This window comes from Sphingobacterium haloxyli, assembly GCF_002980525.1.
GTDB lineage: Bacteria > Bacteroidota > Bacteroidia > Sphingobacteriales > Sphingobacteriaceae > Sphingobacterium > Sphingobacterium haloxyli.
This window is the reverse complement of the sequence record NZ_PVBQ01000018.1, coordinates 56450-71352: the sequence shown is the minus strand read 5'-3', so window position 1 is coordinate 71352 and position 14903 is coordinate 56450. Positions and strand designations below refer to the sequence as shown.

At 42.8% G+C, this 14903-nt stretch carries 8 protein-coding genes; 1 reads left to right on the top strand and 7 read right to left on the bottom strand.

The window, feature by feature from the left end; translation table 11 throughout:
• Positions 1–17: 17 nt before the first annotated feature.
• Positions 18–1220: an MFS transporter gene (locus C5745_RS17545; RefSeq protein ID WP_105718315.1), complete on the bottom strand. Its 1203-nt coding sequence runs from the start codon at positions 1218–1220 to the stop codon at positions 18–20.
• Positions 1221–1320: 100 nt separating this feature from the next.
• Here C5745_RS17545 and C5745_RS17540 point away from each other — a divergent pair, with 100 nt between their 5' ends.
• Complete coding sequence (locus tag C5745_RS17540; RefSeq protein ID WP_105718314.1) at positions 1321–2061, top strand: GntR family transcriptional regulator; 741 nt, start codon at positions 1321–1323, stop codon at positions 2059–2061.
• Position 2062: 1 nt separating this feature from the next.
• Here C5745_RS17540 and C5745_RS17535 read toward each other — a convergent pair whose 3' ends face one another.
• The 6 genes from C5745_RS17535 to C5745_RS17510 are packed head-to-tail and all read right to left on the bottom strand — an operon-like array spanning position 2063 to position 14803.
• Entirely contained in the window at positions 2063–4441 is a 2379-nt protein-coding gene (locus C5745_RS17535) for a cellulase family glycosylhydrolase (RefSeq protein ID WP_105718313.1), read from the bottom strand.
• On the bottom strand, positions 4438–5340 hold the full coding sequence (locus C5745_RS17530; RefSeq protein WP_105718312.1) for a DUF5017 domain-containing protein: 903 nt from the start codon (positions 5338–5340) through the stop codon (positions 4438–4440). Before C5745_RS17530 ends, C5745_RS17535 begins: the two co-directional genes overlap by 4 nt.
• Positions 5341–5357: 17 nt before the next feature.
• Positions 5358–6959, bottom strand: a complete 1602-nt coding sequence (locus tag C5745_RS17525) for a RagB/SusD family nutrient uptake outer membrane protein (protein WP_105718311.1) — start codon at positions 6957–6959, stop codon at positions 5358–5360.
• A 5-nt stretch (positions 6960–6964) separates the two neighbouring features.
• The gene (locus tag C5745_RS17520; RefSeq protein WP_105718310.1) at positions 6965–10129 is read right to left on the bottom strand and encodes a SusC/RagA family TonB-linked outer membrane protein; all 3165 of its coding nucleotides are present in this window, start codon (positions 10127–10129) and stop codon (positions 6965–6967) included.
• Between the two features lie 60 nt (positions 10130–10189).
• Positions 10190–11614: a RagB/SusD family nutrient uptake outer membrane protein gene (locus C5745_RS17515; protein WP_105718309.1), complete on the bottom strand. Its 1425-nt coding sequence runs from the start codon at positions 11612–11614 to the stop codon at positions 10190–10192.
• A gap of 18 nt (positions 11615–11632) precedes the next feature.
• The gene (locus C5745_RS17510) at positions 11633–14803 is read right to left on the bottom strand and encodes a SusC/RagA family TonB-linked outer membrane protein (protein ID WP_105718308.1); all 3171 of its coding nucleotides are present in this window, start codon (positions 14801–14803) and stop codon (positions 11633–11635) included.
• Positions 14804–14903 lie beyond the last annotated feature (100 nt).

The following is a 14903-nucleotide window of genomic DNA, read 5'->3' as shown; positions in this document are numbered from 1 at the left end:
ACTATTTTATTTCGCCTTTAAAACAATGCTTTAATCCGGGGGATAAACACCAAAAAAAGGAGAAAACCTAGGGGATACATTAACCCTGCCGTGACCCATAACGGTGTATACGAATAGCGTGTCACGATTTCTCCGATAAACGGGTTTATCAACAAACTAGACAACGCACCCGCAGTGCCGGACAGCCCTACGACGGTCGATGTCGCTTTACTTCCGAAAATATCGGAAATAGCGGTAATATAGTTCGTAATCCAAAATCCATGTGCAAATAGTAACAACGTTAGTAAGGCTATGGCAAGCTGATAAGACCCGACGAACGCGATAAAAGGTGCACAGAGTGTCAATCCCGCCGCTATTCCCATAACCCATTTCCTTGCTTTATTGATGGAAATACCTCGCTGTATTAATTTGTCAGATATCCAACCGCCAAAGATGTTCGAAATTCCGAGCGCCAAAAAGGGAATCCAGAACAAATCGCCGATGCGTTCAAACGACATCCCTCGATATTCGCTTAGGTACTTAGGCACCCAAAACATTAAGAAATACAAAACCGGATCAAGCAAGAATCGTATACTGACAAAAACCCATAAATATTTGTTTTTCAAAATGCTTGCAAAAGAAACACTTGGAGATACGATCTTTTCTCTTTGCGTACCGATATATCTTTTCCAGGGAATCAGAAACCAGCCAACCACCCAAATCATCCCAACGATAGCCGGAATAATAAAGCTTGCTCTCCAACCAAAGCTAGAGGCTACATAGATGGTTAAAGGTGGCGCCAAAACGGCACCGATTGCTGACCCACCAATGGCAATACCGTTGGCCATTCCTCTTTTCTTTTCGTCGAACCATTCATAAACGACCTTCGCCGCTCCGGGGAAACACCCACCTTCTCCGAAGCCTAAGAGAAACCGGAAAGCAATTAACTGGTAGAAGTTCTGCATAACTCCGTGCAGAAAACAAGCGATAGACCAGATCAATACCGCCAGTCCCAGACCAATTTTTCCACCGACAGTATCGATAATACGTCCCCCTATGGTAAACATTAACGCATAACTGACCAGAAAACTCGTATTTATCCAACCATATTGTACATCTGTAATGTGGAATTCCTCCTGGATTTTAATTATTGTCATGGACAAGACTTGCCTATCCAAAAAATTTAATCCTGTCGCAATAAAGACCAGGACCAACACTAACCATGCTATTTTATTCTTCATCTTGTTAACGCATTAAGTTGCAGATCATCAAACATAGTGAACACATTTGTTACACAAACTAATTATTTTATATTTGTAGCAGAATCGTTTTATATTATATATGGATCCCAAATTTATTCTCATCAGCGAAGAAATCATCAAACGCATCAAAGAAGGCGATTTAGCGCCCGGCGATAAGGTTCCTTCGGAAAATGAGCTAATCAAAACCTTCAAAGTCAGCAACACAACGGCACGGAAGAGCCTCCTAAACTTAGAGACACTTGGTTGGGTACGCCGAATTAAAGGCAAAGGCACATTTGTACTTAATCGCACCGGTGACCACAAAATTGTTCGCACATTGGGTTCGGTCGAATCAACGCGGAGGGGGTTCAATGAAAGTTTATCACAAGAAGGGTTCGCGCCTAAAAATATTGTCATTGAAAAAACGATATTACAAGAGGGTATTTCTACCATGATTCAACATAAACAACTGACGCTCGAAGGTCCGGTTTTGAAGATTCGCATCCTTCGTTATGCTGATGACGATATCCTGAAAGACGAAACACGCTATATATCCCTTAAACAATGTCCCAAAATCGAGCGTGTCTCGCCCGAAATTTCTTTTTTCAAAACATACGAGCAAACCTATCATATCAAAATAAAAACGATAGAGCAAACGCTTAAGACAACGATATTTGACACCAACACGCCGGATAATTACTTTGAGAACGACAAACCTCTCCCTATTTTTATCCTGGATGGAGCTGTCATAGCAGAGGACGGAAACATCATTGAAATAGAACATTCTTTTTATAGCGGAGATAAATACCAGTTTGGCGTTATCGCGCACCCTAATTACTAAATCACTTCTCATTGACTTTCAAGTATTTTAAGAGTACTTTTAGCTGCGGACGATCTATCCCATCTCTTGGCTCTATCGCTAATTTGTACGTGTTCCACCAAGGTCCCGCAGCCCAGTATGTTCCATTCACGCCATTATCTTTGAGGTAGTTCAGCATATTATCAAGCGTCACCAACCAACGAGGATCATCATCGGGAACCCCGTATTCCCCGACAAAACCTTTTAAATTATTTTCTTTTAACCATTCTACAAACGGGCGTGCCCGAACAATACCTGTTTCTGGCGTTGTTCCTTCCTCGTCATAGGTGCCTTTATATGTTCCGGAAGCGTCTTTATCAAAATAGAGATGCCCTTCAAAAATCAGGTTAGTGGATGGATCTACCAAATCTTTCAGTTTGCCACTGGCTTGTTGCCAACGGTATGTCGAACTCCAACTATCGCCTCCGACCATAATCGGCGTATTCGTATCCATTTCCCGGATCTTAAAAATAGCCTGTTGCGCTATATTAAACCAAGGTACCGAATCTAACATGCCATGGGGTTCGTTCATCAATCCGTATGCCCAGATATTTTCTTTCGTGCGAAATTGTTCGGCAAGTTTTTCCCAGACATCTGCGAAGTGTTTGATGGGCAGTTTGGCTGAACCGATAATTTCCCGAGTACCATTTACAAATCGACGTCCATAATTATGCATATCCAAGATAACCCAGAGGTTTCTTTCCCGCGCGGCATCGACAAAAGCAGTCATTCTGGCTAATTCCGCTTCATCCAAAGGGCCGTCTAACTCATGCTGTAGCCGCTCCCATAAAAATGGCAGGCGGAAAAGGGTTAATCCTTTTGATTTGAAGTAATCCAGTTCGGCAATGGTGGGATAGGTATAATCACGATTGTAAACGCCCGGTGTTTTCTGGTGCGCAAATTCAGCGCCCGCTAAGTTTACCCCAAAAGGAGCTTCATTACGATCCGGCATATTTAAGTCAGCCTTTACCAACCGAAAGCGGTGCGATTGCGGCTGATTAAACTGATATATTGTCTCCGGTAATGCTTTCGCCTGCTTTTCCAAATCCGTCTGGTGGGGTTTGTTTTTCAAATATGTCTCAAACAGGCTATGGAATGTTTCGTAGCGGGCATCTTTTGACACCTGTAAAAAAGAAAGGTATTCCGAAATAAATGTTTTAATCGGCTCAAGATCTCCACCCCATAGCTCTTTGGGAAGATAACTAAATTCTACAAATTTAATTTCTCTCAACTGCCGCTGTACATTACGATAAGCTACCGCTTCCTTAAAGACTTTTAATGCTTGTTGATACGGAGGTGTATTTTTTCTCTCTGCCAAATTTATACCTTTCACCAATTCCTCCTGTGTAAAATTGCCGATAAGGATATCATCGATCGTAAGCGCATACACACCCTCCTTTAAATCTTTTACCTGTAGTAATTGTGTATTAAAATCGGCTGTAAAAGGGACCAGGGTCAATGCATTTTCTACTTCGGGAGGTACGGGAAAAGGCAGCCTTTCTTCCAGATAATCAAATGTCAGCTCTTCTCCCTGCCAGTTTAAATTACTGACCGAACCATATTTAACATCAACTACACCGTCCTCATCAATCGTAAGTGATGACACGTAACTAGATGCATTTATAGTCTTAAGAAAGGTGTAGGCCATCACAAAATGCCCTACGGATCCTGGATGGACCCTATCTTGGCCGACAAGGGTAGATTTAATATCTTCTTGCTGTAGCTTGGCGTTGATTGCATTCATCATCGTCCAGTAATCAATTACCATGACCTTGTGTTTCTTTGCCAACTTATCGATGATTTTACCGCATCTTTCCAATGCATCATTTACGCCCACCAAGTTAACAGCAGTCAAATCTCCGGTTTGATCATAGATGCTCGGTTTCTGTAAGATTATATTCGTTTTCGTCCGTTTTAAACGTGTCAAAAATGAATCGTAATACAATTCAAAATCTTTCAACGCTCTCTCCTTCCGTCGTTGAATATCGGGCTCAGTTTGTTTCTCCGGTGCGTACAAACTCCGGTTGACATCGTTCATCCCCGCCATGATGATAGACCAGTCTGCTTTATGCGGGATGATATCCGCATCCATCCTGCGCAGGAAACTATTGGCGTTGTCACCTTTGACCCCCAAATTGTAAAAAGTGACTTTCTTGTCTGGAAAACGGGTTGCATAATACAGCAGAATATAATGATGAAAATCACCGTTATGGGTAATGCTGTTTCCGATAAACGCAATCTTGTCACCCGATTTAAATAGGATATAGTGCTTGTTTTGTGCATAAGCATTGCCGATAAAAATTATCAACACCCATAGGAACATTATATTAGACCCGTATTTTACATGCACATGCTTCATCATTCAGGCTCTATGGTAATTTCAAATTCCCGCACCACCGATTTGTAGTCGTCGGCACTTGCATTAGAAGCCAAAAAAGCAACGTGATAGGTTCCCGGAGCCGTGTATGTATACGAATAATCCGAAAGAAGATTGGAACCTATATTTTGAATAGGAATACCTGTGTCCGGCGGCACCTTTGTAAAATAGAGCGGCTTCGTAATCAACCAATCTTCACTAGGATCCGTATTGCGACCACCACCGATAATCACCACATCGGTAGCCCGTATGGTCCATACAGAAGCGGGGTTCAGCACATCAATAATGCTCCAACCGGCATTTGCGCGGTCGGCCACTGGAATTTCCGAACCATCAGGAAGCTCCGTAACAGCCTGCAATTCGCGGACAATCCAATTTCCCGGTACAGTAACGGGATCTTTTTCCCCTACAAATTTGAAGGCTATAAAAAAAGGCTTTGCGGTATCGACCCATGGCGACAAATCCAAGTAATCCGATTCGACAACTGTCGGATTTGTTGCGATATCAACCTGCGAAGTGACGTCTGTCCAGGTTGCCTGCGCAATTCCTTCCGCCGCAAGTTGCTCCAAATCATTACTCACCATTAATCGAAGTGATTCTAATTGATTCCCTCCCCCTCCATACTGCGTGATGACCTTGGCTTTAGGAATGCCGCCTTCCACCTGCGTACGTTCTCTGAACCTATAGTCGGCACCGGGCAAGCCGGAATAGAAAGTGATGTTATCGCGAGCTCCGAAAAATTCAAACCGAATAGTGTCTCCTACCTTATAGGTGGTCTTGCTCAACCTCACCTCAAAATCGGGCTGGTCTACTTGCAGATTCTTTTCACAGGATACCAAGCCAATAAAAAGAACCATGGACAGGATGTGATGTATATACTTCATAATTAAGTCTTAAAAAATTAATACCCTGGGTTTTGTGTCAACGCTTTATTTAAAGACATATCATACGTAGGAATAGGCAGCAACACGTTTCTGTCGGAGACATTTCGCGAACCGAGCACATGTCCCTCTACCCCCCCATTGGCCAATGCCCATGTGATGTATGCTTTCATATCTCCTACAAAATTTCCCCACCTGATCAAATCTGTGCGGCGCGATGCTTCGAAACAAAACTCCCTGGCTCGCTCATCTCTTATAGCCTGTCTAAACTCATCTTTTGATAGCCCAGATAAGTCGGCATTTACATTTGGGTTAGGCGGCTGAGGCAGTAGAAGCCCGTATGCGCGTCTTCTCACCTCGTTGATATAGGGATACGCATTAACCGGTCCGTTCAATTCATTTTCTGCTTCAGCAGCCATGAGCAAGATGTCTGCGTAACGTAAAATCGGAAAATTCTGAGGTGAGGTAGAAATATCTTTAGGTGACACGACCTCATATTCACGTCGCCATTTGCCCATGTTCCTTCTCCATCGATCATTATTGGGTGTTTTTACGCCCGGCGTACCCACATAGGTGTAAGGAGCCAAGTTCCAGTCACGTCTTAAATCATATGAATCCTTCAGCGGTACGGCTGTGCTATTAGGATCAAGCTCATACAGATCAAACAATTTACCGCTACCGTTGATCAAACCTCCACTACGGCCAAGCTCGGCATCCTGCGTCCGTATTCCCCCTCTCGCCCCTATATAGTAGGTATACTCTTGCATGGCACCCTGCGTATTTCCATAAAATTCAACTTCCCAAATACTCTCGCGTATATCGTATTCATCCTTTGCATATTTAATAAACACATCGGTATAATCGGGATTCAGGCTATGTAATCCTGAATTTTTTACTGCTAGTGCCCATCTTAGAGCATCAGCATACTTAGACTGATCCATCAACGGATACCCCGCCATCTTGAGATATACCCTCGCCAACACACCTTGTACAGCGGATCGCGATATCCTTCCGCCAAAATTTACAGTCTTCTCGGTAGTACCTCCCTCCACTTCATCCACCAATTGCTCGGCCTCCAGCATATCCGTCACAACCAAGTTATAAACTTCCTTCATGGGCGTTCTCGGCACATCCATTTCATTGATGGAAGGTTTGGCGCTCAGGTACAAAGGAATATCACCGTAATTGCTCACTAACATGAAATAGTAATATGCCCGCAGAAACAAGGCCTGCCCCTTTATTCTGTTTTTAGAGCCATCGTCCAAATCCGTACCATCTACCACATCCAAGATAAGATTGGCACGATATACACCTGTATACAAGGCTTTCCAAAAATCAGTCACGTTTGCTTCGGCCGGCCCGTATATATATACAGTAGCATTGGCAGACCCGGTATTGGTGTATTCGATATCCGTACTTACATTGAGCCAATATGGCCACACATCGCCGTAAAACGTCCGGTTTCCGAGGATGTCGTACACGCCTGCAAGCGCCAGTTCGAAATCGTTGACCGTCTTATAAGACGGCGTCACAAAATCAGTGGGTTTTGTATCAAGAAAATCGTTGCACGAAGATGTTCCTATCAACAGTGCAATTAAAATATAAGTGAATCTCATCATCATTTACGTTAAAAAGTTGTGGTCAAACCAAAAGTTATCGTCCGGGCCAAAGGGTAGGCCGAGAAATCAAACCCGGGAGTCAATGCCGAGTGTCGCACAGATACCTCTGGGTTTGAGCCTGAATAGCTTGTCCAGGTATGCAGGTTTTGCGCAGAGGCATACAATCTAAGTGAGTTTATCTTCAAACGACTTAACACATGATCTTGAAAGGTATATCCCAGGGAGATTGTTTTAAGACGCAAGAATGAACCATCTTCTACCGTGCGACTTGAATAATAAGTGTCGCGCTGTCCGCCAGTCCTAAACAGTTCATTGCTTGGGTTTTCAGGTGTCCAGCGATTTTCGTAGCTCGCATACTGATTTAACGAGCGATATCGGTGTGCATTCCCCTCGAAAATCAGCCTATTCGCATTCAAGATGTCGTTTCCATAAGACCATTGGAAAAATATATTCAAGTCGAAATCCTTATAATCAAAACGGTTGGTAAAGCCTCCCACGTGAATAGGCAATCCTCTTCCGATGACGGTAAAGTCCATCTCGTTGACGACCAAATCGCCATTTATATCTCTATACTTGATATCCCCCGGTTGGATATTCTCACGTGGTTGGCCATTCGTCGTGATATGATCCTTTAATACGTAGTTTCCCAGTACTTGATCAAAGTCATGATATTGGTAGACGCCATCCCATACCAATCCGTACATCTGTGCCAAAGGGCCTCCTACAACAGAGATATACGGAAACACATTTCTAAAATGCGTGTCGAATGCCACAGGGGTTAGTAAAGCTGTTTGATTTTCATTAAGCGCAATAATTTTATTTTGGTTAAAGCTGATGTTGAAATTCGTACTCCATTTCAATCTGCCGTTATCGATATTGGTTGTATTTAGCGTCAGCTCCAAACCTTGATTACGCAATTCTCCGATATTTTTATAGGCAGTAGCTAGATTGGTAGCGCTGCTCGTTAGACCCGTGGCATACGGAAGACTAGCGTCCAATAGTAAATCTTTTGTATTTCTTCTGTAAATATCCGCTATAAATTCAACTTTTCCATGCCAAAAGGAAAGGTCTAGACCAATGTTACCTTGTACGGTGGTTTCCCAAACTAAATCAGGATTACCATATTGCAAAAGCAGTGCGCCGCGCGTAGGTTCGGCATTATTAAAGGAATATCCTCCAAATCTGGGAACACTTAACTGGGTGATGTACGGAAAATCTGACACCCGGTTATTCCCAGTAGCCCCATAACTCGTTCTTATTTTGGCATTATGCAAGAAAGAAACGTCTTTTAAAAAATCTTCTTCTGACACGGTCCAGGCAAATGCTGCTGACGGGAAAAAGGCCCAACGCTTACCCGGTGCAAATTTCGAGGAGCCGTCGTACCTAAAGGAAGAGGTTAATCTATATTTATTTTTATATCCATAGTTGAATCTCCCTAAAAAAGACATCAAAGCCCATCTGGAAGATGATGAAAATCCAACATTCGTTCCCGCTTCATCCAAACCGTCTATCCCGAGTGATTCATTTAACACATTCAAACCCTGGAAACCGTAGTCTCCACTATCGTATTGCTGCAAAGAAAAACCACCGACAGCATTGAGTGTATGTCCTTGTTTGAAGGACTTTTTATAGGTAAGAATATTTTCATTCACCCAAGTCGTTCTCGGGCGAAAAGCAATAGAACCGTTTACACCTTCGTTACGTCTTATGTTTCCGTTTGCTGTTAAAGAATTGAAAAACATATCTTGCCGAACCATCACATTGGTGTAAGCAGCCGAAGATCTGAAAACGAGATTCGGATGAAACGAATATTCACCATATCCATTTAAAGTCAAGGTATTTACAAAAGTTTCCCGAAGCTCATTTTGGGTAGATAAAATGGGGTTTACACGGAAGTCATTTTCGGGAGCCGTCGGATCAAACAGATCTTCCAGAAGCGATTCATTCAGGCCTTTTACCGGCCGAAATCCCCACACCGAAGCAAGCAAGCTTAAACCACTATATGTAATGCGCATCGAAGGTTCTCCGACGATGATACCGTAGGTTTTATTTGCGCTATAATTTGCGATCGTTCCGATCTTAAGTTTTTTACCCAATTGTTGGTCAAACTGAAATCGAAGCTGTTTTCTATCAAATCCCGAATTGGTGACCAATCCATTGTTTTTTAACAAATTTCCCGAAAGTGAATAGGTCGTACCTCCACTACCGCCCCGCACAGACAATTCATGGTTGTGCACAAATGCTTGTTTATAGATCTGATCCTGCAAATCTATACTAGGTTCGTCCCGATAACTTTCCAATGTACGCCCTGCCAAATAATAATCAGTCGTAAACTGAGGCTCGAGTTCATACTGATACTTTACGAATTCATAAGCCCCCATCAATTTAAGAGGTTTCGGGTTTTCGGCGAAACCACCGTATGCATTATAATTTACCACCGGTTTTCCAGCTACCCCTTTTTTCGTCGTGATCATAATCACACCGTTTGCACCTCGCGCTCCATATATTGCGGTTGCTGACGCATCTTTGAGTATTTCAATAGATTCAATATCTCCTGGGTTGATACTGTTACTATTGGCATCTTCTAAAGGGAATCCATCAACCACGTAAAGCGGTGCGGTGTTTTGCGTGATAGAACCTGAGCCACGTATGACGATGTTGGTATTTGATCCAGGTTGTCCGTCACTAGCCGTTACGGTTACACCTGCCACCCGACCGGCCAAGGCTTCATCAAAGGATTTAACAGGTGCCTGAGCGAGGTCTTTCATATTAACAGAGCCGACTGATCCCGTCACATCTCGCCGGGTAGTTTCTCCGTAACCGATGACCACCACATCATCCAGTGCGGTAGATTTGGTCGCTAGGATAATATTAAAAAAACGTTGCTCCCCTACCTTTATTTCGAGTCTATCATACCCCAATGAAGAAAATACTAAAACAGCCTCCTCGCTATCTACGGACAGGGAAAATAAGCCTGCTGCATCAGTTTTCGTAGCGGTATTCTGATCTTTCACAGAAACACTTACTCCTGCCAATACTTCATTTTGTTGATTGACGACTTTTCCGGAAATTGGAATTGAACCTGACGTTTGCTGGGCATACGCCAAACTGTTGCACAACAGACCACAAAGCATCAGTTTGCAACTTATTAATGATATTATTTTCTTCATCATTTAGCTATATTTGGTGTAATAAACTTATTTATAATCTCATAGGTTAACGTGTTATACAAGTTAGTAGCCTTCATTTTGCCCTAATTCTGGGTTGATATCGATCTCTCTACGTGGAATAGGAAATATCAATTCATGGTTTTGCACGGTAAAATTTAAGCCCTTGCCCACAAAAAATGCATTCATGGTTTCCTGGGTTTTTCCCGTCCGCAACAAATCGAACCAACGATGCGCCTCATACGCCAATTCCAGTCTTCTTTCCTTCGCTATGGATTCACGCATATCTTCTTTAGTACTGATTTCCAGCTCTTCCAAATCTGCGCGGGAACGGACCATATTGAGATAAGCCTGTGCTCCATTTACATCATCATCTTCATTCAATGCTTCAGCATACATGAGGAGGACATCGGCATAGCGTAAAACGGTAAAATTAACGGAACCATCCCTCGGGTTTTCTGCATTTAGATCCACAAACTTCAACCCGTGCCGGCTATATTCTTTCACTCCATTAGGTCGGATCGTATCACCTACGGAAGCCTGCTTCCTAGCATCGCCTTCTTCGTAGGCATCCATAAGATCTAGAGACGGCGTAATTCGTCCGGAGCCCTGTTGATTATTAGCTAATAATCCTGTTGAAGCTGGGGTGAATAATACCGAGTACTCGTTCCCTTGGTTAAAACCAGAGATAAATTTTAATTCGAAGAGGGACTCCCTTGTATTACCATTTCCAGGACTAAAAAGAGTTTTGTAATCCGGTTCTAAACTATATACGTTTCTTTCAATTAAACTCCCCAACGTATGTATTGCCTCCGTATACTGGTGACGTGTTAAATAGACTTTGCCTAACAATCCTTGTATGGCGCCCAAAGAAACCCTTCCTTTATCTTCTTGGGAATCATCAACTGCTAATTCTTCGGCCTCTTTCAAATCTTTGATGATCTCAGTATATACGTCTTCCAGAGACTTCAAGGTCAAGTCGGCATTGGCTATATCTTCTGGACTCCGAAATTCTCCGTGTGTGATAGGAGATCGTCCAAAAATTTGGACCATCAAAAAATAACTGTATGCACGGATAAATTTTGTTTCGCTCGCAATTCTTGCTTTGCTTTCCATACTTAAGTCAGACTGCTCTAGCCGTACAAGTAGGATGTTTGCTCGCGCGATCGTAAATAAAACCTTTGTCCAAAACCCTTGAACAATCGTATTGGACGGTGTTATATTCATCTCGTCAAACTCCATTTCGGCAACGGAAGAGGAAGATATAGATACCTCAGCATTATCCGAAGTCAATTCGGCAAGATAGAAAATCTCATGCGTATATATCTCCCTAAAAGATGCATATACGCCGACCAGCGCATTTTCGAAATCAGCTTCCGTTTTATAGAAATTATTTTCATTGATTTGATGTTCGGGTGAAAGCGCTAGAAAATTGTTGCAGGAGCTCAAAAAAAGCAGAGACAATGCAACACAAACAATATATTTTTTCATTTCAGTAAGATTATTGGGTTAACGGATATTCATTCTAATGCCTAATGTAAAGGTTCGAGGTAATGGATATGAAAAATAATCTATACCACTCGCAGCAATATTATCTCCCGTCGAACTACCTTCAGGATCATAACCGGGGTAATCCGTAAATGTATACACATTTGAGACATCAGCAAACATATCGATCGCGGGCAATTTGGAACGGAATATATTGGACGGCAACTTATATGCTAAATTGACATTCCGGATACGGACAAATGAGGCTTCGAACAGATATCTGGAATTAATACCAATCCCTCTAGCATAATCATTCCGTATCGCTCTCGGCACAAATCCATTACCAGGATTTTCTTCCGACCTCCAGCGATCATTGACCAACGCCAGTTGATTTTGAACACCTGCTGAATTCATAATAATCTCTGCGCCTTGAAAATACATTTTCTGACCATACGATCCCGTTAAGCTCACACCCAAAGAAAGGCTTTTATAGGTAAACTGATTATTGAATCCAAAAGTATATTTTGGCCACGGCGTGCCAACGAAGGTTTTATCATCGTCTGTAGTCCGTCCATCACCGTTAGCATCATTAAATTTAAGATCGCCCGGTTGCGTGTTCGGATGCTGCAAAGGGCTAGCATGCACTTCATCCCAGTCTTTGAATACGCCTGTCGCTTCCAACAAAAAGAAACTTGAAATGGGCTGACCTACCTGTGTAGCTTGGTAGGCCGAACTTAATATCCTAGCAGATGAAGTATTTAAGGCCAGAACCTTATTTCTATTGAAACTTACATTAAAATCGGTATTCCACTGAAAAGATCCGCTCGCTATGTTCCGTGTATTTAATGCAATCTCCAAACCTTTATTTTCAAGCTCACCGATATTTTGCGTCACGGAACCAAACCCAGTAGCTGCGGGCAGTAACGTATTTAACAACAAATCCTTTTTCATATTGCGGTACGCATCCACTGTTAAGACTATACGATGATTAAATAGCGCCAGGTCGAGCCCAAAGTTGGTCTGTAAAGATCGCTCCCACGTTAGGTTTTCATTGGCGAGGGTTTGCGGTGTCACACCAAGCAATGGTTGCCCATTACCGACATAAGGAACAATACCTAACAGCCCGATATGGGCATAATTTCCTATTAAATTATTACCCGACGCGCCGTAACTCGCCCGCAGCTTCAGATCATCTATAAACGACAACGATTTCATAAACTCTTCATCTGATAACCTGTATCCTAAAGACGCGGAAGGGAAGGTACCCCAACGATTGTTAATCCCGAATCTCGAACTTCCATCCCGGCGTACAGTACCCGTTAATAACCATTTCCCCATAAAACTGTAGTTAACCCGGGCTAGCCACGACAACATCGCCCATTCTGTGATATAATTCGTTCCAGCATTCACATTTCCACCGGCTAAATAAGGAATCAAATCCGTCGGAAAATCCATCGCCCCAGCCTGTAGCATATTTAAGCTTTCTTTCTGCGCTGTAAACCCTACAACGGCATCTATTTTATGATCCTCTCCAAAGTTCGTCGTATAGTTCACCGTATTTTCATTTAACCAATTTAATAAAGCACTGTTGTGGGCACCTGCAGTTGCCGGGCTCGTTTTAGCACCCCACTCACCAATCTGCGATGATTTCCAGAGGCGGGTCGACCCAGTCACATAATTCACCCCTATGGACGTTTTTATCGACAATCCGTCTAAAAGATTATACTGAAGATAATTATTGGTAAAAATATTCGCGGAATTCCGCTTATCACTGAATTCATCAAGGATTAAATAGGGATTCTCGACCGGTACACCTAATGGATCCAATAATTCTGAACTATAGGAACCATCGGCTTGGTAAATAGGCATCGCAGGCGAATTTGCCAGAGCAGCAGCAATTAACCCTCTTGTCCCCAAATGCCCTTCGGCACGTGCAAAATTCCCATGCGTATAGGAACCCGCCAAGGATACACCAAGAGACAACCGATTAGATAACCTAATATCTATATTGGAACGCATATTATATTTATTGAAATCGGACTTTTTGATTATCCCTTGTTGATTATAATAGCCTAAAGAAACCATATAATCTACCGACTCACCTCCGCCCGTCGTCGAAAGTTGATAATTCTGCAGTGGGGCCGTTCTAAAAATCTGATCCTGCCAATCTATATTCGTCGTTAATGATTCGGGATTACGAAACTCCGGGCGTACCCGCGTCCCCCCCGTTCTTACATCATTCGGATCTGACGCATTCCCTCCCGCATAAACCCACGCGTTGTCTCGTCCCTCCGCATGAAATTCTGCAAACTCCTGCGCATTCATCATTTTCAACTTATTGGCCACGTTTTGAAAACCTCCCGCCGCTTCTAAATGAACGGTAGGGCTTCCTCTTTTTCCCTTTTTCGTGGTAACGATAATCACACCGTTGGCTCCTCTCGATCCGTAAATAGCAGTCGCAGACGCATCCTTTAAAATTTCAATGGACGCAATATCAGAAGGATTGATACTACTCAACGGATTAATTTTAGAGGCGGTGTTATTGGCCATTCCTTCTGATGAATAGGAATTTCCATTAAAACTAGACACATCCGACCCACTTCCACCGGCACCAATGGCATAACCGTCAATTACATATAAAGGCTGGTTACCACCCGTAATCGAATTAATCCCCCGAATAACGATATTTACATTCCCTCCCGGAGCCCCTGTCGTCTGGGTAATTTGCGCTCCGGCTACTTTTCCCTGCATCATTTGATCGAAACTAGCCGCAGGTCCCGGTTGTAGGTCTTGTGGAGATAAACTAGTTACCGAGCCTGTTATGTCTCTTTTTCGCTGTGTACCATAGCCCACAACAACTACAGAATCCAGACTCTCGGTAGATCTAATTAACTTTACATCGTAAGCACTTTCTTTTCCAACAACAATTTCAACAGGGTCGTAACCCAAGAAATTAAACCGTAACAAATCGCCCGTCTTTGCTTCTATCGAATATTCTCCCAAATTATTCGTACTCGCTGCCTGGCCACCGCCCGCAACTTTAATGGTTACACCCTGCAAAGGAGTTAACATATCGGCGTCCAAAGCCTTCCCCGTAACGGTGCGGATTTGCGCTTTTGCACTAAAAACAGAAAGACAGTATATCAGCAGGAGAAATCCAAACAGCAGTTTGGTTAAATACTTTTTGTTCATAACAACAATTTTATAGTTTAAATAGGTTTACGCACTATCCAGGATACAAATATGTTTAAGCTATTTAATTAAAAATACCGAAAGTTTATAATTCATATAC

Bases quoted from the DNA above. Each gene is read 5' to 3' on its own strand.
- C5745_RS17545 (WP_105718315.1), bottom strand. From the start codon at position 1,220: ATGAAGAATAAAATAGCATGGTTAGTGTTGGTCCTGGTCTTTATTGCG.
- C5745_RS17540 (WP_105718314.1), top strand. From the start codon at position 1,321: ATGGATCCCAAATTTATTCTCATCAGCGAAGAAATCATCAAACGCATC.
- C5745_RS17535 (WP_105718313.1), bottom strand. From the start codon at position 4,441: ATGATGAAGCATGTGCATGTAAAATACGGGTCTAATATAATGTTCCTA.
- C5745_RS17530 (WP_105718312.1), bottom strand. From the start codon at position 5,340: ATGAAGTATATACATCACATCCTGTCCATGGTTCTTTTTATTGGCTTG.
- C5745_RS17525 (WP_105718311.1), bottom strand. From the start codon at position 6,959: ATGATGATGAGATTCACTTATATTTTAATTGCACTGTTGATAGGAACA.
- C5745_RS17520 (WP_105718310.1), bottom strand. From the start codon at position 10,129: ATGATGAAGAAAATAATATCATTAATAAGTTGCAAACTGATGCTTTGT.
- C5745_RS17515 (WP_105718309.1), bottom strand. From the start codon at position 11,614: ATGAAAAAATATATTGTTTGTGTTGCATTGTCTCTGCTTTTTTTGAGC.
- C5745_RS17510 (WP_105718308.1), bottom strand. From the start codon at position 14,803: ATGAACAAAAAGTATTTAACCAAACTGCTGTTTGGATTTCTCCTGCTG.